The sequence below is a fragment of the Paenibacillus sp. J22P218 genome (genome assembly GCF_056269195.1).
On record NZ_JBWDNL010000004.1, the window covers coordinates 609418 to 632924 of the forward strand.

16 protein-coding genes and 1 pseudogene are annotated in these 23507 nt (G+C 47.8%); 4 read left to right on the forward strand and 13 right to left on the reverse strand.

Annotated features, from left to right (window positions below):
• Positions 1 to 34: 34 nt before the first annotated feature.
• Positions 35 to 850: an alpha/beta fold hydrolase gene (locus AC0YN0_RS20795; protein ID WP_475822963.1), complete on the reverse strand. Its 816-nt coding sequence runs from the start codon at positions 848 to 850 to the stop codon at positions 35 to 37.
• Positions 844 to 2115 (reverse strand): YbfB/YjiJ family MFS transporter, encoded by a 1272-nt coding sequence (locus AC0YN0_RS20800; RefSeq protein ID WP_475822964.1) that lies wholly within the window; start codon positions 2113 to 2115, stop codon positions 844 to 846. Before AC0YN0_RS20800 ends, AC0YN0_RS20795 begins: the two co-directional genes overlap by 7 nt.
• A gap of 116 nt (positions 2116 to 2231) precedes the next feature.
• Between AC0YN0_RS20800 and AC0YN0_RS20805 the strand changes: the two genes are divergently transcribed.
• Positions 2232 to 3125, forward strand: coding sequence for a LysR family transcriptional regulator (locus AC0YN0_RS20805; RefSeq protein ID WP_475822965.1), 894 nt, complete (start codon positions 2232 to 2234; stop codon positions 3123 to 3125).
• 48 nt (positions 3126 to 3173) lie between these two features.
• Here the strand turns inward: AC0YN0_RS20805 and AC0YN0_RS20810 are convergent, their stop codons facing one another.
• From AC0YN0_RS20810 to AC0YN0_RS20820, 3 genes are all read right to left on the reverse strand, one after another.
• On the reverse strand, positions 3174 to 4538 hold the full coding sequence (locus AC0YN0_RS20810) for a TrkH family potassium uptake protein (RefSeq protein ID WP_475822966.1): 1365 nt from the start codon (positions 4536 to 4538) through the stop codon (positions 3174 to 3176).
• A gap of 203 nt (positions 4539 to 4741) precedes the next feature.
• On the reverse strand, positions 4742 to 5209 hold the full coding sequence (locus AC0YN0_RS20815) for a phage tail protein (RefSeq protein ID WP_475822967.1): 468 nt from the start codon (positions 5207 to 5209) through the stop codon (positions 4742 to 4744).
• A 32-nt stretch (positions 5210 to 5241) separates the two neighbouring features.
• Complete coding sequence (locus tag AC0YN0_RS20820; RefSeq protein ID WP_475822968.1) at positions 5242 to 5721, reverse strand: GyrI-like domain-containing protein; 480 nt, start codon at positions 5719 to 5721, stop codon at positions 5242 to 5244.
• A 219-nt stretch (positions 5722 to 5940) separates the two neighbouring features.
• On the opposite strand from AC0YN0_RS20820, the gene AC0YN0_RS20825 reads away from it, so the two are divergent.
• A complete protein-coding gene (locus AC0YN0_RS20825) occupies positions 5941 to 6906 on the forward strand; it encodes a helix-turn-helix transcriptional regulator (protein ID WP_475822969.1) in 966 nt (321 codons plus the stop codon).
• 72 nt (positions 6907 to 6978) lie between these two features.
• Here the strand turns inward: AC0YN0_RS20825 and AC0YN0_RS20830 are convergent.
• Positions 6979 to 7537: pseudogene (locus AC0YN0_RS20830) on the reverse strand (TetR/AcrR family transcriptional regulator).
• A gap of 132 nt (positions 7538 to 7669) precedes the next feature.
• On the opposite strand from AC0YN0_RS20830, the gene AC0YN0_RS20835 reads away from it, so the two are divergent.
• Entirely contained in the window at positions 7670 to 8599 is a 930-nt protein-coding gene (locus AC0YN0_RS20835; RefSeq protein WP_475822970.1) for a DsbA family protein, read from the forward strand.
• Positions 8600 to 8710: 111 nt separating this feature from the next.
• Here AC0YN0_RS20835 and AC0YN0_RS20840 read toward each other — a convergent pair whose 3' ends face one another.
• The 6 genes from AC0YN0_RS20840 to AC0YN0_RS20865 form a co-directional block, all read right to left on the reverse strand.
• Positions 8711 to 11014, reverse strand: coding sequence for an S-layer homology domain-containing protein (locus AC0YN0_RS20840; protein WP_475822971.1), 2304 nt, complete (start codon positions 11012 to 11014; stop codon positions 8711 to 8713).
• Positions 11015 to 11269: 255 nt separating this feature from the next.
• Positions 11270 to 14350 (reverse strand): winged helix-turn-helix domain-containing protein, encoded by a 3081-nt coding sequence (locus AC0YN0_RS20845; protein WP_475822972.1) that lies wholly within the window; start codon positions 14348 to 14350, stop codon positions 11270 to 11272.
• Positions 14351 to 14470: 120 nt separating this feature from the next.
• Positions 14471 to 15169, reverse strand: coding sequence for an SDR family oxidoreductase (locus AC0YN0_RS20850; RefSeq protein WP_475822973.1), 699 nt, complete (start codon positions 15167 to 15169; stop codon positions 14471 to 14473).
• 40 nt (positions 15170 to 15209) lie between these two features.
• A complete protein-coding gene (locus AC0YN0_RS20855) occupies positions 15210 to 16202 on the reverse strand; it encodes an NADP-dependent oxidoreductase (protein WP_475823043.1) in 993 nt (330 codons plus the stop codon).
• Positions 16203 to 16291: 89 nt separating this feature from the next.
• Positions 16292 to 16870, reverse strand: coding sequence for a TetR/AcrR family transcriptional regulator (locus tag AC0YN0_RS20860; protein ID WP_475822974.1), 579 nt, complete (start codon positions 16868 to 16870; stop codon positions 16292 to 16294).
• Between the two features lie 95 nt (positions 16871 to 16965).
• Positions 16966 to 17988 carry a DUF2804 domain-containing protein gene (locus AC0YN0_RS20865; RefSeq protein WP_475822975.1) on the reverse strand — a complete coding sequence of 341 codons (1023 nt, stop codon included), beginning with the start codon at positions 17986 to 17988 and terminating at the stop codon, positions 16966 to 16968.
• A gap of 290 nt (positions 17989 to 18278) precedes the next feature.
• On the opposite strand from AC0YN0_RS20865, the gene AC0YN0_RS20870 reads away from it, so the two are divergent.
• Positions 18279 to 20678, forward strand: coding sequence for a hypothetical protein (locus AC0YN0_RS20870; protein WP_475822976.1), 2400 nt, complete (start codon positions 18279 to 18281; stop codon positions 20676 to 20678).
• Between the two features lie 133 nt (positions 20679 to 20811).
• Here the strand turns inward: AC0YN0_RS20870 and AC0YN0_RS20875 are convergent, their stop codons facing one another.
• Positions 20812 to 23091 carry a discoidin domain-containing protein gene (locus AC0YN0_RS20875; protein WP_475822977.1) on the reverse strand — a complete coding sequence of 760 codons (2280 nt, stop codon included), beginning with the start codon at positions 23089 to 23091 and terminating at the stop codon, positions 20812 to 20814.
• Positions 23092 to 23507: the final 416 nt, after the last annotated feature.

The following is a 23507-nucleotide window of genomic DNA, read 5'->3' on the forward strand; positions in this document are numbered from 1 at the left end:
GACCCCCTCCCTTGGGAAGGACCCTATCCTCCCCTTAATTTAGTTCTATTAGAAAATCGTTCACTGCGTGATAATATCCGTTCAAATCCTCGGAGTGGACACCGTGGCCGCATTGTTCGAACACGATGAGCTTGGTGCCAGGTCTTCGCTCTTCCATTCGTCTTGCTTGCTCGGTATCCAGAATGAAGCTTTTACCGCCATGAATAAGCAGGATTGGGCATCTCGAGCCGAGCCAATCATCCCACCATATGCCGTTGGACTTAGGAACGGATACTTGCAGTCCCTTCAGATCCGTTCGGAATCCCCAGCCGTGTTCATCCTCCAATACGCTTTCGGCGAAATAATCGATCGCCCGGAGCCCTACGCTTGCAAGCGATTCTCTCAGCTCCTTTAAGGAAGAACAGCGGAAGGGAAGCTTGTCGGCAAAGGAGAAGTCGGCATTAATCTCCGCTCCGATATCCTCCACGATAACGGCTTTGACCAATTCCGGATAACGAGCCGCGAACTGATAACCATTCAACCCGCCCAAGGAGTGCCCCAGAATCGTGACCGGCTGCCCTCCAAGCTCTGACTGAATCAGATTCAGAATGTCATCGACGTAATCCTCTCTTGCGTATTCCTTCCCAGGAGGATGGTCGCTCCAACCATGCCCTCGTTGATCCATTGCAATAACCCGCCAATCTTTGAACCGCACAGCCAGCTCCGAGAATGATCTTGCATTAGCCATATACCCATGCAACATCACGAGCACTCGTTCGTTATCCCCGCCAAAATCTAGATAAGACAGCCGAATATTATCGGAGTAAAAAAATTTCCTTATTGCCGAACCGTTATGACCGGAATTCAACATTTTGTCGTCTCTCCTCTTTGTTCAACTTTAATTTCCTGAGCAACATCTTGGCTTTCGAGTTGTCGTTGTCGATGTCCATACACACCAGCCAGCACAGCGGCTATCGCCATAAAGAACGCGCTGGATGCGACGCCGAATTGCAAACCGTACCTTCCAACCGCAACGCCGCCAACGATGGGCCCCATAATCTGCCCGGAAGCAAAAAAAGCAGTGGCTAAGCTTAGGCATGCCGCATAAACGTGTTGAGGGACATGACGCCGAAGAAGCGCGGTCGTCATCAGCGGAGGGGTAATAAAGGAGACCAGCCCAATCGTAACCGCACCCAATGCCGTAAAAATCATATTGTTGGTGGTTACGCCAATCACACCGATCGTCCCCAATGTTAACCCCGACGCAAGCGTATATCCACTCGGCCAGCGGTCGATGGCCTTCCCTCCGATCCATCCGTTAAATAAGCCCGCAAAGCCTATACCAGACCAGATCAATCCGGCATAGAGAGACGGGATGCCTTTGCTCACCAAGTAGGGAATCAAATACGTGAAATAGATGATGTATCCAGCGCCAAAGAAGAAATAAGAACCGATTAAGAACAAAAGCTTCTTCGGATTCAACAAGAGACGGAACACATTCACGCGTTCTTGGTCTTGCGGATCCGATTCCGCGCTCGAGCGTATTGATGCGTATCCCCGCTTCCCTGTAACGAACTCAAAACCGAATGCGGCGATGACGCCAATCACGCCCATGGCCGTCCAAGCATACCGCCAGCCCTCCAAGTGTGAAGGGTCTATGGTGAAGGGGGCGAATAAACCCGTCACTAGAATCCCGGCGGAACCGCCCAGCCATATTAGACCCGACGCCACTCCTCTTTCCGCCGGTCGGACGGCATCCATTGCAATAGACAGGACTAACACGGTGGCGATGGCCGATAATAAGCCAATTACGAACCGCCATAACCCGAGCTCAGCGAAATGATCACTAAATGCCGAGCCAATCATAGCCAATCCGAGCAGGAAACAGGTCACTCGATTAATGACAGGCTTTCGATCCGGGAACCGCGAGATCAGAGGCGATAGACATAAGGTTCCGATCAAATAACCAATAAAGTTGACCGTGCCTAATAGGCCCAGTTGACTGTAGCTTCCTCCGATCTCCCTCTGGATCCCCGGCAAAAACATGCCATAGGAGAGTCGAGAAAAACCAAGAATGACGACAAATAAAAGTGATGCCCACAAAGTAACCCCGTTGAATGCCGACCTCGTCCCCATTGCTCCATCCTCTCCCCAAATCATTTGCTGTCCCAAGTGTACATTCGAGGGAATGTTTTGTAAAATTGAATTATATGAATGAATTGTTCATAATTATTAAACCAAAGGTGATGACAATGGATCTTCGAGCATTAAAAACCTTCGAAGCTTGCGTGCGTCTTGGCCATTTTCAGAAAGCAGCCGAGGAACTTCAATATGCTCCTTCTACGGTAACTCTCCAGATTCAGCGCCTCGAAGCTGATCTTGGCGTTTCTTTATTCGCGCGCGACGGCAAGCGCGTGAGTGTGACCGAAGCCGGCCGATGGCTCCATCATGAGGCCTCGTCTTTGCTGAAGTCTGTCGGTTCCATGAGGCAGACCGTCTCCGATATCGCGGCCGGTGATGACGGATCGGTTCGTTTCGCCGCCATCGAACCTATCGCAAGCCAGAAGCTGGCGACCGTTATAGCCGACTTTTGCAAGACTCGTCCGAAAGTGGATTTAACGATGGAAGTGGGCGGCAGCAAATCGATCATGGACAGGGTTCGAGCCGGCGAACTGGACTTCGGCATATGCTCGGCTCCGCCCGCGAATCTCATGCTGGAGTTTGAGCCGCTGATCGAGGAACGATTAGGAGTTATGTTACATGTGGATCATCCTCTGGCCGACCAAGAAAGCATTACGGCGAGCGACCTAGCAGGGTTAACGGTTTTGGTCAAAGAACCGACTTGTGTCTATAGGGAGCTTTGGGAAAGGGCGTTTTGTCCTACCGATCAGAACGTTTTCCCGTGCATCGAGGTTGGCAGTTTCTTTGTGATTCAACAAATGGTCAAGGCAGAATTTGGCGTAGGCATCGTTCCGATTTACAGCGGCCTGGAACTCGAGGGCTCCTCGGTCATCAGACCCTTCATCGACCTGAACCCCGTCCTCGGCGTTGGCATCGTTTATAAAGATAAAAACCTCCTGGGAAAGGCAGCGTTATTATTAATGAACGCCATAAGAGACATCTGCGTACCCCATCCTACCGCATAAGTCTGTACCGACAAGCTTAAGGCCATCCTTTGCGGGATGGCCTTTTCTTTAACCCGTCATTACCCTCTCAACAGGATAGTGGAACTTTGCATCGTTTAGGCCGCCGCCAATGAAATATAAGCAGGTCGTTAAGCCGATTCTTCCGATAAACATCAGAAGCATCAGAATGGCTTGCGCAAGTATACTGAGCTCCGGAGTAATTCCCGTAGACAAGCCTACCGTGCCGAAGGCGGAGCAAACCTCCAGCACAATCGCAATAAGCGGATGCTGCCTGTCGGTCATGCAAATCGTGATCACCGATAAGCAACATAGGACAATCGCGAGCAACGAGATCGCAAGCGACTTCAATATATCGTCCGGATGAAGCTCCCGATTAAATACTCGGATGGAGCGGTTTCCTTTTGCAAAGTGATAAATAAACAATATGTTTAAAGCGAAGGTTGTCGTACGAATACCCCCGCCCACGGAATTAGGCGATCCCCCGATAAACATATAGACGCTCATAAGCAGCAGAGTCGGCATTGTGAAGTCGTTAATATCCATTGTCGTAAGCCCGGCGCTTCTTGTCGTTGTCGATTGGAACAAGGCATAGAATAAGCTTTCATGCCATGGCATGCCCCTAAAATAATGATGGTTTTCCATCAGCCAAATAAGAAGAGCCCCTATAACAAGGAGAATGCCGTACGTGGATGTCGTTATCTTCGTGAATAGCGTAAATTGGAATCGGTTTGCAAGCCTCCTCCGCTTGTGGGAAATATACGCCTTTACCTCGATCAGCACGGGAAATCCGATTGCCCCGAACACGATGAGCGCCATCGTAACGAGCTGCACAAAGTAGTCGTGCGCGTAAGGCAGAAGCGATTGGCCGGTAATATCCATTCCGGCGTTCGTCGTAGCGCTGACTGCCGCAAACAAACCCTGAACAAACGCTTCCTCCCAGGTGTCATAATAGTTTAAGAAACGAAATCCAAAGATGAGCGCCCCCACGAGCTCTGTCAGAAGGGTAATGATCAAAATGTCTTTAACCAATTTGACGAGTCCCGATATAGCGAACTGATTATTATCCACCATGATCAGACGGCGCTCGCGCAATCCGATTTTCCTGCCAAACAGGAGCCAGAAAAACGTGCTCATCGCCATAATGCCGATACCCCCGAATTGCAATACGAGTATAATGACGAAATATCCGAATACGCTATAGGTTTCCGCAACATTAAATACGCCGAGTCCTGTATCGCTTACGATACTGACGGCCGTAAAGACGGTGTCGAAAAAAGTAACGGTAACGCCAGGTTTACGAACAGCCGGGATACTGAACAATAAAATCGATACGATAACTGCCACTAAATAATACCCGGTAATCACTTGGGCAGGCGACCGCTTATTGATCCAATCCCTCATTTGACTCCACATAAACAACCTATTCCTTTCGTATTCCCATCGCATCTCATGGTGAATTTTCCAATTCTATTGTTCGCCCGTGATGCGGAATGAATACGCCTAAAGAATAAATTGTTCGTAAGTCGCTGGTCATCTATTTCAATAAGCCCCTGCTCAGGGAGCAAGGGCTTATCGAACGCACAGAAGTGGTCGCTTCATTCTAAGTGTTGTTTGCTTCAGTATTCTCTTTTGATGACAAAGAACGTACCTCGAATTGTCCCGGCCAACTTGGACTTCTGTCTAGCAAATTTAAACTTCTTCTCTTCCAACTCCCTAGGCACTTCCATCCCCTCGGATAGCTTAAAACCAACGGCCCGTTTCTTAGGGTCATCAACCGTATACAAGACGTTAACCGCTAGACCATCCTCATAAAAGACGAAGGTCCATTTAATATTTTCCACTTGAAGCTGCGACGTCTCTAAAGGTTTGGCCGCAAACTCGATATCACGTTCTTCTTTCAAAATTCGATGTACGTATTCAAGCGTCTCCTGGCTCTCGCTGGCTGGTACAACCGTAAATTCATGCTTATATTTGTTCATAAAGTAACGGCCTTCATTCGCACGCAGTCCCGCAAGCGCTTCTGCTACCGGTGAAGATTCCAGACCAACCGTAGACACATTTTTAAAGTCAACGATATAGGACATTCTCATCCCTCCTAATGGTTTTGTGAGCTCGTTTATTTCCTAACAACAGGAATCCACATTTCCCCATATACGAAGCCGTCCCTCTGCCCCATCTCGACCGTTGCATTGGGTCCGCCAACATAAGCGAAATTTCGGGCTTCTGGTAAGGCTTGGCCAAAGGCAATGCCGGTAAGCTTATTGCTCATCTCTTCGGCTGTATTCCCTTCACCTTTAACGACGAGGTATTGCCCCTTCGGGAATTGAATGACTCTATGTTCTTCCGCTACCGTTCCTTCTGTCATAACACCCGCATAATACATCATCTTGTGATTTACAGCTTCGTTTACAGCAAAGATGTAGTCGTTCGCAGCAATGGCCTTTAACGAGTCAAGCCTTCCATCCTGCTCCACTGCCTGCCAGAAGTTTTCCTTCTCCTTGTTCATGCCGGCATAATCCGTGTAATCGCTCTTCAGTTCCGTTCCAATACCAAGTACGATAAAGCTGTCTTTTTCCTCAAGGGTATACATGGTCATAATCAACACTCCTTTTTTTGTTTACTTGATAGGTCTATTATAATCATAAATCATGTCAAAACGTGATACTGTTTAGCGGCCATAAATGGGCAGACGGCAGACGTTGTTTTCATTACCCATTTAATCGTACTCATTTCCATTCCTCCTTTGATCTCGTTACCTGATGGGTTTATAATAAACATAAATCATGTCAAAATATGACACTGTTTAGAGGGCCCAATGAAAAAAGTGGAACGGATTAACATCATTATGCGGTACATCAACAACCGCGCCCATTTTACCATTTCGGAAATCATGCAGGAGTTTAATATCTCCCGTTCGACGGCGATTAGAGATATTAGGGAAATCGAAGCAATGGGAATGCCTCTAGTCGCCGAAGTCGGGAGGGACGGGGGTTATTTTGTGATGAACAACTCCGTGCTGCCCACTGTCCGCTTTACCGACAATGAGATTAAGGCTCTTTTTATCGCCTTCATGGCCACACGAAATCTGCAACTCCCGTATCTCAAGAGCCGCCACTCTTTAGCTGAAAAATTGCTCGGTCTCATCTCTCAAAACCAGCAAGATGATCTTGTTCTGTTAAATCAAATCTTGCTCTTCGAAGGTACCAACCCCCACAATCCTGACCTGCTTGATCTATCGGATCTGCCCCATCCCATGCTGGAACAACTCATCCAAAACCTTCTTATGGACTGCTACTTAGTGGTTACCGTTGAAGAAGGTAGGGAAATAAAATCTTATCCTATCTATCTCATGCGCCTATTTCGTGAAAAAAACTCTTGGCAAATTGAAGGCTTCGATCTAGTGGAGGAAAAGAGGCGGATTATTCCAGTCGACAACCTCACCGATGTCAAACCATACCCCATGAAAAAAAGAATAAGCAAGAAAAAGATTGTAGAACAACTAAGCAAGCAGGAAGAAACGATTAACCTCATCCTCGAACTTGGTCCAAAGGCGATTGCCCAGTTTAAAAAGTACCATCCCTTAAAAATTTCCATTTCCTATACGAATCCTTATCAAACTACGGCTATTCTAAAAACTTTCATAAATGTTCATCATGCGGAGGAATTGACTGAAATAACAAATTGGCTGCTTTTTCTAGGTGAAGATATCAAGGTTAGGGAGGTGCCAAACAAGGTTTTGGAAGGTTTGCAGGAGAGGATGGAGGTTTTGAGGAATAGTTGAATGCCATCGCTGCATCTCATCCCCGGGCTTGCCTCATGCTTCCTCCCGTGGGAAGCATGAGGCAACAAGGTCTCATACATGTTTAATCCCAGACATCAGAAAAGGAATGGCCGGCTTAATAAATTCCTCCGGCAGTAATTCCTTACTATTTCTCCTCCACTCCACGGAAGCGCCATAAACGCCCCAACTTAAAATGATAGCAGTAACTCTCGGAGATTTATCATTTTCTACGGAATGTTGCTTTTGCAACATTCCGTAGAAAATGATTTCAAGCTGTTCCCTAATAATACGGGCTATGGTCTCATCGTATCCTCTATGACACCGACTAGATAACGATTTCTGAAAATCCGTTACGGCCACAAAGATATCAATTATTGATGCTTCATTTAATTCGCTTCTCGAAGTCTATGGCATTCAAATTAATCAATAAAACTTCCGACAATACCTTGTTCAACAAGTCATATATATCTTCAAAGTGATAATAGAACGTTGCGCGATTAATATTAGCCTCTGTTGTAATATCCTTAACGGTAATATCCTTGAATTCTTTTTTCCCTGAAAGTTCAATAAAAGAGTCCATGATTAACTTGCGGGTTCGTACAACTCGGGGATCTGTCTTGGATTGCGTCATATCATGCACCTCCAACTTTTTAAACAATTGTATCAATGTGTTGTATATACGACAAATAGAATGTTCTATTGATGTTCCGATACTTTTTGTGTTGCTAGAATATAATTATTAAACACAGCGAGGGGAAACAAAATGGCGAACGATAATCAAATGATTTGTGATTTAGAAACGGGCGTATGCGGAGTTGCAGGTGAAGATGAAATAGAAATGATCGATTTGGGGCAGCCACATAAATCCATAGAGCTTTATTATGTAACGGATCCCATTTGCTCTCACTGCTGGGCGCTTGATCCTGTTCTTCGCCGGTTTAAGGAGCAGTACGGACATTATTTCAACTTTCATACGGTTATGGGCGGATTGCTGGAAAAATGGAGTGATAAGCCTGTCGACCCACGTAACGGAATATCGGGACCTGCTGACGTCTTCGGCCATTGGAGAGAGGTTGGACAACATTCGCGCATGCCGATAGACGGTTCACTGATGCTCGACAATCCGGTTCAATCCTCCTTCCCGCCTTCTCGTGTTTTTAAAGTGATTCAAAAAATTTATAACGATGAATTAGCCTATGATTACTTAAGACGATCACGGGAAGCTCTGTTCGCATTTAATCGAAACATTGCGGATGAATCGATCATGATAGACATCGTCAATCAGCTTGGACTTAATGGAGAAGCGATTGTAAGAGACGCTGAGCAACAAACAGGCCAACCATTATTGAATGAAGATTTCAGTCTCTCCAGAAGCCTTGGGGTTAGAGGTTTCCCGACGATTGTTATCATGAATGAGGAAAATAAAGGAGTAAAAATTACGGGTAGCCGTCCGTTAGAGTCCTATGTTGATGGCCTAAAGCAAATTCTAAATACGGAAGAAATACAACCCAAAAAACAGCCATCCCTTTCTAACTTGCTTGAAAAAGAAAAGCTGCTATTTTCTAAAGAAATTGAAGTTATGTATGATATTGAAAAGTCGGAAATTAAAGCTTTTATTGAAAGAGAGCTTTCACCAAGCAGTTATCAATCGAAGGAACTTCTAGGGGAATTTTATTTTACAACCACGAAATGATTATGGAGAAATTCTTGATAGGAGAACCCATTTATACAACAAAGAAGGTATTGCTCTCAATAGAATTGAGCAACAATACCTTCTTTAGCTGGGCTCAAATGTAAGCTAAAATCAGAGTGCGGTAACGCTTGTCTCGAATACAGTTGTCGTTAGAGGGACATTATTCGAATCCATCAAGGCCCTCGGAGCGAACGTAACCTTTATCGTATCATTCGGTAGAAGGTCTGTTGAAGGATCGAGTGTGATGATGAGCTGTTGCATACCTGGCATAAATGTATCCCATTGAACTTGAGTAACCGTTAGCGTTGTACTTGAGCTGCCACTATCTACAGTAACTGAACTAATAAGAGTCAATATATTCTGAAGCGTTGTTTCACTCAGTTCGGGTGAATTAAATATTAATGATAGCGTTACAGATCCGGCTTGCACCGGCATAAATGTCACATTTTCATCTTCTGGCTGAGGCTCAATTTCCTCTAGCGTGCCACTCATTGGGGGCGTCGTTGCGAATGCTACCACATGACCAGAAGCATCCGTTGCTGCCAATGCAACATAATACGTTTCACTACTATAGCTGTAGTTACAATATACTTGAAGCATATTTCCTAACATGGCACAAGACGTGTATCCGGACATGACCTCACCGACCTCAGGAGTCGCAAATGACGAACTGCTCGTGCTAATCATCAACTGATTAGCCCCCGCTGGCAACGTAATGACTCCCGCAATATTTCCGAAGCCTGGCCCATTAGATCCAAAAGAGATGTTACTAATATCCAACAATGGTGCTGGCTCCGAAGCCGGCGGTGTTGGTGTCGGTGTTGGTGTTGGTGTTGGCGTTGGTGTCGGTCTTGGTGTTGAAGTTGGTGCTGGTGTTGGTTGTGGCGGCTCAGTCACAACATTGAATTTCAGCGTGACAGACGAAAAGCCTCCGTAAAGATTAATGGCATATTCCCCGACCAAACCCTCTCTCGGCATTGTGAAAGGTACCGAGAAAGTGCCTGGTTCACCATTACGCGCCGTGACTACCGTTCCAATTGAAACTGCAAGATACGGCATGACTACGGAGTTAACCCCAGACAACAAGTTAGTCGATGATGGCAATATTAAATAACCATATTGATCATACGCATCGAAGTTCACATGATAATTACGAGTCCATTCAGCTTGCGTTACTTCTTGTCCGTTCGAATCACGAAGCGTGCCTCTCAATTCCAACTTTGCAATAAGTTGTGCATCCCCAACTTTAAAGTTTTTAGTGACCGTAACCTGGTTGTCTGTAGCAATTAAAGTTATAGTTACAACCGAACCCCGCTCGATCCCCGGTCCCGTGGTATCCGCTATGACTGCCATACGATCGAGATCAATCTTGGCAGTAACATTAGTATACAGATCTAGTTTGGGAGCTTGAACCGTTTCGCCATACTGATTGATAGCCTTAAACGGAATAGCGACCGCTTTGGAGTTGGCAAGCGTGTCGGACGCAGAGGCAAATTCAATCTTGGTGACTGTCTCGGCTTCTACTGTCAAACTTGCGGTAACCTTGTCCACATCCGCAGCATCAAGACCAGACAAAGTAACGGTATACTCCCCTGCCACCAAACTGTCCTCAAAGGTCAAGGTAGCACTCTTCTTATCATCCGACCACGTGACCGAGGCACTCCCCTTCGAGACAGTGAGCTTCGCTTTTTGTGTGTCGACAGGCTTATTGAAGGTCACGTTGATCTTCTTTGCTCCGGCCGCTTTCGCTCCCGTGAGGCTCACTTTGCCAGGTGCAACGTACTGTTGCTTGGCTTCGTATGCGCCTGTAAGGAGCAGATCGCGCGTTGCGTTTGCTTGGCCGCCGAACTTTCCGTCCGCGCCATTTGATAATAGTTTTAGTTGCAACGCCTGGGCGACATAACCCTGCGCCCAGTCGGATACCGTACTATCGTCGCCAGTCTTCGCTTTTGCTTCCGCGTCCTTGCCTAACACTCGGACCAAGAACGCGGCCAACTGCTCTTTGGTTACTTTTCCGGCCGGATTGTATGTACCGTCGCCATTACCAGCCGTAATGCCGGCCGTTTTGATCGCTTCAATGTAAGGCAACGCATAACCGTTGGCACCATCTGCCTTGACGTCGCTGAAACTGGACGTCTTCAGATCTTTATTGACTTCAATGCCCGTAATCAATGCCGCAACCTTTGCGAACTGGGCGCGGTTCATCTCATCCTTGAGCCCGAACGTCGTATCGCTGACGCCATCAAAAATTCCAGCGCTAATCATAGCGTCGAACTTCGCCTTCGTTGCCGCATCCAAATCCTTCAGGTCGGTAAAGTCGGCAGAAGTCTTGGCTGCCGCGTTAGCGGGAAAGCCAAAGGCAGCATTTAATCCCAATAGAGCCGCTAGCGAGAAACTCAAAATTCTTTTTTTCATCGGATTCATCCCTTCTGATGTTCTGTTTCAAAACGGTTTGCTCCATTCATAGGTACCTCCGTATTGTTCATGTTCACACAATCCAGAAATATTCCGACTTTTTCCAACCTTTTCGGCAAAAAAATTGTCGATTTCTGCTTCACCATATCACAGCCAGTCTAAACAAATCCTAAACAAGTGCTAGTGAAAAGGAGTATCCCTCCGTTATTTTTCATAACTTTGGGATACTCCCTTCCCTATATGGAGCAAATCGATTCAATTCGTTTCCAGCACTCTCCTGGCCGTTTCTTTCGGCTCAATCCCGAACTCCGTCAGCAGCAGCATCCTTAACGCCTCATATTGCTTGATCGCCGCAATGCGGTCATCCGCCAAAACCAGCACGCGAATGAGCCGTTCATGAATGGACTCATTCAATGGATCATGAACAAGCGCCTTCCGCAGTAGATCCGCAGCCGCAGCGTATTGCCCCTTCTTCTCCTCACGTTCATAAAGGCGAAGCAAGCTCGCGACGTACTCGCTTTCCAGGAGAACTCGCGCCGGCTCTGCCCATTCGTACGAAGTGCTTGCCATATAGCCCTCTCCGTATAATTGAACAAGCTCAGCGGCATAGTCACGCAGCTTTAGGTCGTCGATTTGCGCCTGCGCGGCCAGCAAACGATCCCACTCATTAAGATCACAGTGTAATTGGCTCATATCGATTCGGTAACCGCCTTCTACGTGCTGAACGATACCTTCAAGCCCGATTTGACTTAAAGCTTTGCGCAAATAGTGAGTCGTTGTATTAAACTGCGCCCCTGCCCGATCTACCTCTACCTCTCCCCACAAACAATCGAGAATTTGGTCTCTGCTCACCACCTCGCCGCGATGATGAATGAGAAATGCCATCAATTCCTCGGTTTTGGACGTTCGCCATTTGACCGCAGTGCCGTTCTCTGTCTCCACGCGCAGACGCCCGAAGCATCGGATTTTCATTCGCGGATGTGCTTTATGAACATGGAACGCTTGCAGCAAGAGACTCGCATAACTTGATGCATCCATCGATCCCGCATCTTTGTCTCCATACGACTGCACATAAATAGACAACAGCCCTGCCATTGCGGAACCCTCGTCTACGAAGCTGCGAATGAACCCTTGAGGTTTGGCCAGACGCAAAGCGGCACCCAGCTTCGCAAGCGCCGACTCCATCTGGTTGTCGCGATAGTACGTCATGCTTTGTACGATCAGAATGTGAATGCGGTCCCGCAGACGGTCTTCCTTCTTTAACAGATGATAGATTCGCTCTGCTAGAGATAACGCCCATTCGAATTGTTCACATGCAGCCAGTACGCGAACAAGCGCCAATTGTTCAGAAACTTGGTCCAGCGTTGCTTCGTCCGAGTGCGACATCCCGCATTGCTTCAACCATCGCTGAGCAGACGCCATATCGCCTTCGCGCACCGCCAAGCTCACCTGCTCCGCTTCGATTTTGCGTATGAAGATTTCATAGTCGGGTGAATCAATCTTCAGCTTCAGTTGTTCTAGCAGCGCCGCTGCCTCTAGTGAGTTCCCCTTTGCATGCTGAATTCTAGAAGCAGCCACAACGAGCTGGTACCGATTGCGGGGAACCGGATCAAATCCGTCTGCATGCATAACGCGGTTCAGCCATTCCTCCGCTTCCTCCAGCCGATTCCACTCGTACAATACCTTGGCATAGGAAGCATACATCGGCGTCGCATACGGATGGTTAACGTGATCCCGCCAATACTCGATCATTCTTATGAAAAATTGTGCCGCACCCTGGTAATCGTTAATGTAGCTCAGATGGTCTTCAAACTCTTCAACCGAATAATGCTTATTGTTTCCGCCTTGAATAAACAAGCTTTGTTCGTGTGCGGGCGCAAACGTATCTCCACGGATAAAATAGTCAGCCGTGCTCGGAAGGTCTTTTTTCACATAGGCAGCCGTACCGCAGACATAATAGATGTCCCCCATGGTCTTACGCCATACGTCAGCATCCATTTGATTCATCAAAGCTTCGAAACGAATACGAAGCCGTTCCGCCCGATCCGGAATGTGATGAAACTGCCGAACGCCGACCATCACGAACAAATAAAATAGCTCAACAAGCGGTCGGCTCGCTATATATGGCTCAGGCACTTGCATCACCCAACGAGCAACGACGGTGTTCTTGCCTCCAAGAAGCTCGTACAGATGCGCTTCGATTAGGCGAGCGACATCCTCATATTGCCGTCCCGCCAAATAATGTTCCGCCGCTTCTACAATATACCCGTTATGTTCGAGCCATTGCGCAGCACGCGTATTCGCCTGAACCCATAGCTCGGGTTCTTTTCGAGCAAGCATCGACTGCAGGAAATCAGACAACAGATGATGATAACGATACCAGTTGCGCCCATCGTCCAGAGGAATGATGAATAGCTGAAGCTGCTCCAGCTGTTCCAACTGCTGCTGACCTCTCGCTTGACCGGTTACCGCCTCGCACAATGCATAATTCATCTGGCTTAACACGGAAGTTTGCAGCAAAAAATCGCGCATCGCCTCCGGCAAATCACGAATGACTTCCTCCAGCAAGTAATCGGCTATGTGCTGCTGATGGCCGCTGAATTGACGGATTGATTCCGTCATATTTCCGCTTCGTTTCAGTGAAATGGCCGCAAGCCGCAAGCCGCAAATCCAACCCTCGGTTTGGTCATACAGCATATGGAGCTGCTCAGCCGACAGTCGCAACTCCGTTGTCTCTCGGAAGAAATGGTTGGCTTCTTCCAGTCGGAACCGCAGCTGCTCGATCGTAATCCTCCGCATCTCGCCTTTCGCAAATAATCTTGCTGTCGGGAAGGGGAGGTCGTTGCGGCTTGCAATATATAAATGAATATGGTTTGGGAGGTGTTCCAGCAAGTAGATCATCGACTTCTGGATTGCCGGCATCGTCGCCAGATGATAATCGTCGAACATGACGACCAGCTCGTCCGGCAATTGGTTCAACTCGTTGATCAGCGCAGTCATCGCCGGCTCCAACGATGCGGAAGATCCAGAAGGCCCCTCCGCCAGCAGAGGCAACACGGTCAGGCCAAAGGCGTCGACCTGATTCTGGATCGAAACGATGACCATGTTCCAGAAGGCGATCCAATCATCGTCCTGCTTGCTCAGTGACACCCAAGCGACAAGCTTGCCGCTTTGTTTAGCCCATTCGCTTAGCGCCGTCGTTTTCCCATAACCAGATGGAGCAAATAAGAGCGTCAGCTTCGCGTCCATGCCCTCGTCAAGCAGACGAAGCAGATCGGCACGAGCAAGCAAGGTATGTCGTTCATAAGGGATGTGTATCTTCGTTGCGGCAATCATCGAAAGCCCCCCATAATGCAGAAAATGAGTAATTAGGAGTAACTTCGACATTCTAGTCATAAATTCCTGTCCTTAGGCTGTGCAGAATATGCCCCGTAGACGCATGTGCATGGTGTTGTGTTATGCCAAATTCGGATAAATCGCAGCTACACCGCCGGCCAACGCGCTTTGGATCATGCGGCTCAAATCATCGGCAAGAATCTCAAAGCTTCCGGATTCGATTCCATCAATAGCGATTTTTGCGATCTCCGCAGGGTTTGACTTAGGTGCATTAACGCCTGAGGTCATATCTGTCTCCATGTATCCAACATGCAGGCCGGCTATTCGAATTTTTTGAGGATACAGACTGATGCGCAGATCGTTCGTCAGTGCCCACTCTGCCGCCTTCGCAGCCGAATATGCTCCTATGCTTCCCGTGCTTAACCAAGATAAGGCGGAGAGAATATTCAGTATGGACCCTCCCCCGTTATTCGCAAGGATAGGTGCGAAAGAACGAATCATGGATAAGGTGCCGAAAAAGTGCGTATTGAATTCCAGATGGATGTGATCGAGATCGCCGTCAAGCAAGGAAGCGCCTGTAGAAACGCCTGCATTATTGATCAGAATCGTTACATCTTTTGCGGCAGCAGCAGCTTCAGCTACTTCTTGCGGGTTAGTGATATCCAGTTTGACTGGAATTACGCCCGGGATGTCAATGGATTCCAGATTTCTAGCCGCGGCATACACCTTAGCTCCTCTGGATATAAGTTCAATAGCCAGATGACGGCCAAAACCTCGGTTTGCGCCTGTGACAAAAGCAACTTGTTCAGAAATTTTCATAATTATTCGCTCCTTAGCATGGTTTGTTTTAAAGTGGCGGTTACTTGATTTTTACGATGATCTTCCCTTTTGCTCTGCCTGATTCGGAGTGCTCAATCGCTTTCTGGGTGTCTTCAAAAGGATAAATTCGATCAATAACGGGCTTTATTTCATCGTTTTCGATCCATTTGGTAAGGATCTCTAATTGTTTGCCGTTTGGTTTCATAAACAGGAAGCTGTACTTGACCTTATATTTTTTCTCTAATTTAGTAATCTTCCGGGCAACCAATCGAAATAGATTCGTTTTGACGAAGCCGACCCGCTCCTCTTCTCCGAAGCGCGCATTGGGCGGTCCTACGACGGATACGATTTGACCTTGCTTTTTGACCATTTTAAAAGCCTTCTCTAAAGTCTCTCCGCCTTTGGTATCGAAGACGGCATCATAATCTTGTAACAGCACATCGAATTGTTCCGTTTTGTAATTGATGATGCGATCGGCTCCAAGCGATTCGACCAATTTGGCTCCAGCTTCGCTCGTCGTTGTTGCGACATAAAGTCCCATCACTTTGGCAAGTTGGATAGCAAAAGTACCGACTCCGCCGGAACCCGCTTGAATCAATACCCTCTGTCCGGCCTTTAATTTTAATTTTTCATGCAATACTTGATAGGAGGTAAGCCCAACCAATGGAATGGACGCCGCTTCCTCGAAGGTAAGGTTGCGTGGCTTTAGGGCAATATCGTCTTCATTCATGGAGATATATTCAGCGAAGGTTCCGCCCTTGCTTGATCGGCCGTATACTTCATCACCGACCTTGAATTTTGTAACCCTCCTTCCCGTTTGAATAACAACGCCCGCAAAATCATATCCTAATACATGGGGCATATCGTATTTCAGCAGGACATTGATTTTACCATCTCGCACAAGAAGATCTAGGGGGTTCACGCTGGCCGCATGGATTTCCACCAGCATATCGTGCTCGCCAACTGCGGGAATTGGAATGTCAGTTGATCTGAGTGGGAATTTCCCGTATTTATCGATTACCATAACTCTCATCTTCGATTGTTTAGACATTAATGGTTCCTCCTTGTTAGTTTCGGTCGTATTTTGAGAATGATCGTTCTAATATAACTAAAAAAAAACGATCACCTCTCTAAAAGTTTCATCGATGTATGTGCGATACCGTGAAGTTTTTCTTTGGAAACCGACATTCTTGCCATTGCCCTTAAACCAACCCACACATTATGCAGGTATTCTGCCAATTCTCCGGCATCGTAATCCGTGGTGAATTCGCCGTCCCGCTGCCCCCAGAGAATAATTTCCTTGAGTTGCTGCTCTGCTATTGTAAACGCCTTTGTGAGCTTGGCATCAACTTCGGCATCGCGTACTGCCAATTCTACTGCGGAATTCACCATTAAACAGCCGGAAGGCGAGTCTGCTTGTCCATCAATCATGAAGCCAAATATAAACTGAAGAGCTTCCGTTGCAGTCTTGGAACGTTTAATTCCAGAATTAAGCTCGGCATTGATTTTTTCGCCAAAACGATCCATCGCTTTTAGAAACAACATATGTTTGTCTCCAAATGTATCATACAAGCTTCTTCGATGGATTCCCATGCGCTCGACCAGATCGGTCATGGACGTCTTCTCGTAACCTTGTTCCCAGAAGAGTCTCATCGCTTTATCCAATACCGCATTCTCTTCAAACTCCTTGCTTCTCGCCATTTATATCTCCCTCCAGTTATCAATATAGCATATTGAGAACGATCAGTAAAGAATTGACGTCTTAACGACTCGGCACATCACGAATTGAAAAATGCTTACCAGCGATTGACCGCATGCTCGGCGAAAGCGACCAAGTCTTTGACTGTAATCGTCGATCCGTCGTCCAATACAGCTTTACCGCTGAACTTGCCGAAAATTTGGTGGCATTGCGTATCGACGATCAACAGCTTCGTTTTCGTGAGCCGATCATAGATAGGTGTGAACGCCATTTCGAATCTCCCGTCGTCGCTCGTGAACACTTTTGGAGCCATGTATCCGCCGCTTCCTTGCAAGTCGAAGTATACATGACCCAGCTTATGCGCAGTACCGTCATAGAACAAAATATTTTCTGTAGCGGCTGACGTATTCCCGAAGCCGTAACCGATATTAAATCCGAACCGCTTGCCGTCTACATAACCGCTGCCGCTTCCCCAAAACCATTCATGGCTGAACGGCCATACACCCCTGCCCCAATCCAAAAGTCCAAAGGCTGTATCGGACTCGAATTGGTATTCCTTCTCCCCAATTCGAGCAAAGCCGCTTGCTGGCATGCAGTTGATTTTGTGATTGTAGTAGAAGAACCGTTTGTCGTCATCAAAAGGCGTTGCCAACACGATTGACGTGCGATCCGGCTGAGATAACCGGATATCAATATCGATTGGCGGTGACTTGCTGCTGCCTTCCGATCTGCAGATGAGCCTGCGCTCGCCTTCGATTACTTGAAATTGCATGTAGAAGCCTTTCTTGCTATAGGTTAAATCGCCTTGTTCTGCAGATGATGGCATATTCAGCCGATTGAACGGCAGGACCAGCATGGTTGAGAAATCGAATCGCTTGCCGGTCTCAAACTCAAATAGCTTCACTGATACATCCCCTGCGTAGGAAACATGCCCAATCGTTAGCTGCAAGCAATAATGGTCATTCGAAACCTGGTAGAAATCCCATTCCTTAATTCGATGCGAGGGTGCTTTAATCCCATCCCGATTGAAGCCCAGCACAGCTTGGGTCGAGTACCCATGCTGCGACAAGGAGCCATCGCTCTTGAGCACATTGCCTGGTGTAACAATTTGATTTTGCATCAGATAATCCCTCTCTGTAATGAGTTGTCCTATCTACGTAGCGCCTATTGGATTTCATGAGATAGCCTCAATTGGGTCCGTTACCTTTAACTACCAGTATATCGTAGAGATATTATTTCTCACAATTACCTTTGCCAAGTTAGGCATCGAGCAATTTCGCGGTTATTCTTCCCGCTGGCAAGCAGTCGTGAGACCTTCATTGGCTGGATAGTTGGTCCATGGTATATTGAGCGTACAAAGCAATCCAATACTAAGGCGGCCGAAAGTCATGCTATCAGAGGAGCTAAATAATGAAGAAATGGTTTTGCCAAAGCTTAATTGCCGCGCTTGCGATCGTGTTGGCCGCGCCGGCAGTAGGACTATGGGGCATATCGACTGCGCACGCTGACGGATTTGCGACCTGGCTGCCGATCAATACAGAGCCAATGATTATGCAAGGTAGCGCGCTAGATTTGTCCGGTTTGAACGAAGCGCCAGCCGGCAAGTACGGATTTATTCAACAAGACGGGGACGGGGATTACAATTTTGAGCAATTGCCCCAGAAGAAGATCAAATTGTACGGCGCCAATGTGACGTGGAACATGTATTACGGCACGCACGAAGAGGCGGATCTGACCGTAGACCGGCTTGCGCGTATCGGTTACAACGTCGTCCGCATTCACCCGGCCGATTCGATGGCCGATTGGTCGCCGGGCATCTTTCTGCAGAATGAATCAAGAACGCCGCAATTCAACGAGGATAAGCTCGATCGTATGGAATATTTCATCTCGAGGCTGAAGGCTAAGGGCATCTATGTGGCGATTGATGTATTCCATTTGTACGACTTTAACAACATTCCCGGGCTTGGCGAGTATGCAGGGGAAGACAATTCTGCGTATTTGCTGCCGTTTCTCCCTCAAGCGCTCGACATGTGGAAAGCGATCGCAAATAAGTGGCTCTCTCACGTCAATCCGTATACCGGTCTCGCGCTAAAGGACGACCCGGTATTGGTCGGCGTCAGTCCGTGGAACGAGTCACTGCTGCTCAATATGAATTTGAATGCGATGAAGCAGCCTTTCCGCGACTATATGCTTCAGGATTTCAACCGTTTTCTGGCGACGTTCGGCGAGGCGTCCGTTGCATCGATCCCATCGTCATACTGGAACGCGTCCGGCACAATGTTTGATCGGTTGAGCGCCTATTATTCTGACAAAACGATTACCGTTTCCAACGCGATGCGGACATATTTGAAGCAGCATCTCGGTATTCATGCTCCAATTGGCGGATTAAACTTCATCGTCAGTCCGAACGTGAATTACTGGAGAAGCACCGCTTCCGATGTGTACGAAACGCACGGCTACTATCAGTTCGTGGACGACCGATTCAGCGAGAACGATCGCCTAGGCTATAAGTATACGCCGCTAAAGGATCCGCGTCTTAGCATGGCGTTCGATCCTGCGACCGCAGCGAACTATCCGAAGGATTGGACGACCGATCGTCATTTCAGCAGTTATTATCCCGCGTTTTCGCTTAGACAGCCGTACGCGACGCCGTTCCTGCTGACGGAGTTCCAGGATACGTTTCCAGCCAAGGGACGCGAGGAGGTCGGTATCTTTAACGGGGCAATCGGCGCCTATCAAGGCTGGGATATGATGAACCGCTTCTCGTTCGGGCGCGACGTCGGCGACGGGTACGCGAATTTGCCGATGGGCAATTCGGAGCAGTTCTCCGTCGCGAGCGATTCTTTTGCAATCTTGTCCGAGGCGGAAGCGACATTATTGTTCCGCACCGGAGCTGTCAATGAAGCCACGCCAAAGTTCGTGTTCGTGTGGGACCGCACGTGGGCAAGGGACAAGGGCGCTGCCGCTGAAGAAGAAGCGTATATCGCGAACATGATGTATATCCCGCATTTGTTCAAAACGGTATCCGTCTACGCGGACCGACCGGGCGAGCCGTTCTCCGTCTACAAGATCACGGATGACTTGACTGCGGAGCAAATCGCGAGCGGCAATCTGCCGGCGGCGAATAAGCTGAATATAACGACGGCAATGAATGATCGCGAAGTAGCGGAGACGTTCATTCATTCCCTTAGCAACCAGAATAAGAAAGCCGCAATGCTGTCCGCACTGAACGACAACAAACTGCTGTCCGATACGGGAGAGCTTTTGTTCGACTTGAATCTGAATACATACCTCGTCAATACGCCGAATGCGATTGCCATCGCGGGCACAATGAACAATCATACCTTCAGGCTCGGTCGTGCAACGGTAACGGCCGACGTGGACAAAGGTACTTTCTTCGCCTCTTCGTTGGACGGGAAAGCGCTCAAGAATAGCAATCGGATGCTTCTAATATACAAGACGGATGTTGCAGCGACAGGAGAAGAAAGCGTCACTTTGCCGACGGGGGAAGTAAAGTATTACAAAGGCACACTGCCGACACTTGCGAGGCAGCAAAAGGCGCAATTTCGACTGATCACGAACCATCCCGCGAGTGCGTACAAAGCCTATAAGCTGACGCTGAATGGCGCGCGCGTGCAGGAGATTCCGATTAAAACGAATGGCAACATACTTAATGTGACCTTGGATACGAGCAAAGGCTTCGCATTCGAACTCGTATACGACGCACTGTTCTCGGACGATATTGAAGGAGGGCACGGCCATTCAAATGCAGTCGCCAAACAAGCTGAATACAAGCACGCTCTTCGCTAATCATCTTGAATCGGGCTCGACCGCGAATATCGTAAGATATGAGAGAGATCGTTTCGCTAATCAAAAATAAAAAGCCCCTGAAACTAAAGTTTCAGAGGCAATAAATCCTTATCTATCGCATATGACGCAAGAGTTATGAAGCAACACGTGGTCCGTATACCTCAAAATCATAAATCCTTGCTGCAGCGTTTGTGGTTTGCGTGGGCGTCGTTACGTTCAGCTTAATATATCGAGCCGATACTTCAGTTATTTTATTTACCGTAATACCGCTCGTATTGTTGGTTACATTGACAACTGTTTTCCAGTTCATGCCATCAGTGCTGACCTGGATATTGTAAGCCTTCGAGTTATAAGAGGCAGTCTCTCCGCCTTCCGATGCGTGCTTAATGACGAATTGGTTCACTTGCTTCACGGAGCCGAGATCGATCTGCAGCCAACGGTTACCCGACTTGGAGCACCATTTGCTGTCATTGATGACGCTGCCGTCCACGGTTTTGGTCGCGGTTTGCGAGGCGTTACACGTACTGTCACTCGTCGCGGCTGTATTTAATGCCATGTTCGGTGGTCCGTATACCTCAAACTCATAGATTCTTGCCGCAGCGTTTGTGGTTTGCGTAGGCGTCGTAACGTTTAACTTAATATACCGGGCGGATACTTCAGTAATTTTATCTACCGTAATGGCGCTAGTATTGTTGGTTACTTTCACTAATGTATTCCAATTGTTGCCGTCTATGCTGACCAGAATATTGTAAGCTTTCGTATTGAAGGTGGAGCTCTCTCCGCCTTCCGATGCATGCTTGATGACAAATTGGTTCACTTGCTTCACCGAGCCGAGATCGATCTGCAGCCAACGGTTACTGGATTTGGAGCACCATTTGCTGTCATTGATGATGCCGCCGTCCACGGCTTTGGCCGCGGTTTGCGAAGCGTTGCACATACTGTCAACCGTCGCGGTTTTATTTAATGCCATGTTTTGGGGACCAAAAACTTGAAACTCGTAGATTCTTGCATAGGCGTCTGTGGTTTGCGTAGGCGTCGTAACGTTCAACTTCATATATCTCGCCGATACTGCGGCGATATCGTCTACCGTCACGCTTTTCGTATTATTGGTTACGTTGACTACCGTGCTCCATTCGGTGCCATTATTGCTGACCTGGATATTGTATGCCTTCGTGTTAAAGGCGGTGGCTTCTCCACCTTCCGCTGCGTGCTTGATGACAAGTTGGTTCACTTGCTTCACCGAGCCGAGATCGATCTGCAGCCAACGATTACTGGACTTGGAGCACCATTTGCTATTACTGGTGACACCGTTGTCCACGGCTTCGGCCGCGATCTCCGAGCCGTTGCACGTACTGTCGGCCGTTGCGGGTTGATTTAGCGCCAAATTTTGTTGTGCATATACGTCGATCTCATATATTCTTGCTACTGCATCTGAAGTTTGCGTAGGCGTGGTAACGTTTAACCTGATATAGCGAGCCTGCGCATCCGGAATATTGTCTACCGTAACGCCGCTCGTATTATTGTTTACGTTAACCACCGTATTCCAGCTAATCGCATCGGCGCTAACTTGGATGTTGTACCCCTTCGTGTTTAAGGTGGAGGGCTCCCCGCCTTCCGATGCGTGCTTGATGACGAATTGGCTTACTTGTTTCACGGAGCCGAGATCGATCTGCAGCCAACGGTTGCTAGACAAAGAGCACCATTTGCTGCCGTTGGTGACGCTGCCGTCCACGGCTTTGGCCGCGGTCTCAAGGGCGTTGCATGTACTGTCAGCCGTCGCGGGTCTATTTAACACTACATTCGGAGAACTCACCGTTATCGTGTACGTAACCTTATTCGTTCCGTCTTGCGAGGTTACGATGATCTTGGTGCCCGTTTCCAGTGTCGTTGCTTTCGTGATCCCGTCTGCCTTGTAGATCTCGAACGTTGCATTCGCTAACGGCGTGATTGCGGCCTTCAACGCATCTAACTTGATGTTCGTCCCGACCGTAATCGTCTCATTCGCCGTCCCGCCTGTACTTACCGTACCGATTGTCGAGGTTAATGTAGCGACGCCGCACGATGCCGCCCATTTCGCGTAAAGAGTGATGTCTTTAGTGATTGGATCTGACCAGTTGTAGGCTTGCGTCAGCGCACTGTCGTAGTACCAGCCCTCGAAGCTGTAGCAATCCTTCGTGGGAGTGAATCGAAAACCCACTGTTTCTCCGGGAGTCACAAATTCGGGGGCAATATATGAGCCGCCATTCGTGTTATAAGTCACGACCCGCATGGGATTGGGTCCTGTATCTAATCCGGCAAATACAGGAGCTCCTAATGTCATTAACGAAGCAATGATCGTTAACAAAATGAAGCAACCTCTTAGCTTTGCTGCAAACCGTTTCTTTCCCTGACGAATTTCTGGCCCGTTCATCATCGTTCCCCTTTCTCCTACCCTAATGATTAGAACTTTGGATACTGCGAGCTCTCCAGCAAAGTAGTATAACATCGTATGGTGGCATTAACCGGCATGGCATGCGGAGGCTGGAGCGCAACAGATAAATACAAACGTTGCAACATTCATAATGTTATTCACAAAACGCGAAAGAATGTTTGTCTATCGTTACTAAATAGGTCTAACCGAACCGCAACTGACCTGAAAGCGACAATCGACGACACCAACGCTGGTTATCTCGATATAAAAAAAATGTCTCGCCTTGGTGCGCAACCTTCACAGGTATGCGTGGCGAGATCTGTTATCAATATCATATTCTTGCAGTAAATATTTGTCAATAAAATCATCTTAGCACCCTAACATGACACCGACAACCAAGAGAAGCCTAAATCGCTCTC

Excerpts from the sequence above, each read along its gene's own strand:
- AC0YN0_RS20815 (WP_475822967.1), bottom strand. The coding sequence starts at position 5,209 with ATGTCCTATATCGTTGACTTTAAAAATGTGTCTACGGTTGGTCTGGAA.
- AC0YN0_RS20855 (WP_475823043.1), bottom strand. The coding sequence starts at position 16,202 with ATGAGAGTTATGGTAATCGATAAATACGGGAAATTCCCACTCAGATCA.
- AC0YN0_RS20805 (WP_475822965.1), top strand. The coding sequence starts at position 2,232 with ATGGATCTTCGAGCATTAAAAACCTTCGAAGCTTGCGTGCGTCTTGGC.
- AC0YN0_RS20845 (WP_475822972.1), bottom strand. The coding sequence starts at position 14,350 with ATGATTGCCGCAACGAAGATACACATCCCTTATGAACGACATACCTTG.
- AC0YN0_RS20840 (WP_475822971.1), bottom strand. The coding sequence starts at position 11,014 with ATGAAAAAAAGAATTTTGAGTTTCTCGCTAGCGGCTCTATTGGGATTA.
- AC0YN0_RS20875 (WP_475822977.1), bottom strand. The coding sequence starts at position 23,091 with ATGATGAACGGGCCAGAAATTCGTCAGGGAAAGAAACGGTTTGCAGCA.
- AC0YN0_RS20800 (WP_475822964.1), bottom strand. The coding sequence starts at position 2,115 with ATGGGGACGAGGTCGGCATTCAACGGGGTTACTTTGTGGGCATCACTT.
- AC0YN0_RS20850 (WP_475822973.1), bottom strand. The coding sequence starts at position 15,169 with ATGAAAATTTCTGAACAAGTTGCTTTTGTCACAGGCGCAAACCGAGGT.
- AC0YN0_RS20825 (WP_475822969.1), top strand. The coding sequence starts at position 5,941 with ATGAAAAAAGTGGAACGGATTAACATCATTATGCGGTACATCAACAAC.
- AC0YN0_RS20795 (WP_475822963.1), bottom strand. The coding sequence starts at position 850 with ATGTTGAATTCCGGTCATAACGGTTCGGCAATAAGGAAATTTTTTTAC.
- AC0YN0_RS20860 (WP_475822974.1), bottom strand. The coding sequence starts at position 16,870 with ATGGCGAGAAGCAAGGAGTTTGAAGAGAATGCGGTATTGGATAAAGCG.
- AC0YN0_RS20835 (WP_475822970.1), top strand. The coding sequence starts at position 7,670 with ATGGCGAACGATAATCAAATGATTTGTGATTTAGAAACGGGCGTATGC.
- AC0YN0_RS20810 (WP_475822966.1), bottom strand. The coding sequence starts at position 4,538 with ATGTGGAGTCAAATGAGGGATTGGATCAATAAGCGGTCGCCTGCCCAA.
- AC0YN0_RS20820 (WP_475822968.1), bottom strand. The coding sequence starts at position 5,721 with ATGACCATGTATACCCTTGAGGAAAAAGACAGCTTTATCGTACTTGGT.
- AC0YN0_RS20870 (WP_475822976.1), top strand. The coding sequence starts at position 18,279 with ATGAAGAAATGGTTTTGCCAAAGCTTAATTGCCGCGCTTGCGATCGTG.
- AC0YN0_RS20865 (WP_475822975.1), bottom strand. The coding sequence starts at position 17,988 with ATGCAAAATCAAATTGTTACACCAGGCAATGTGCTCAAGAGCGATGGC.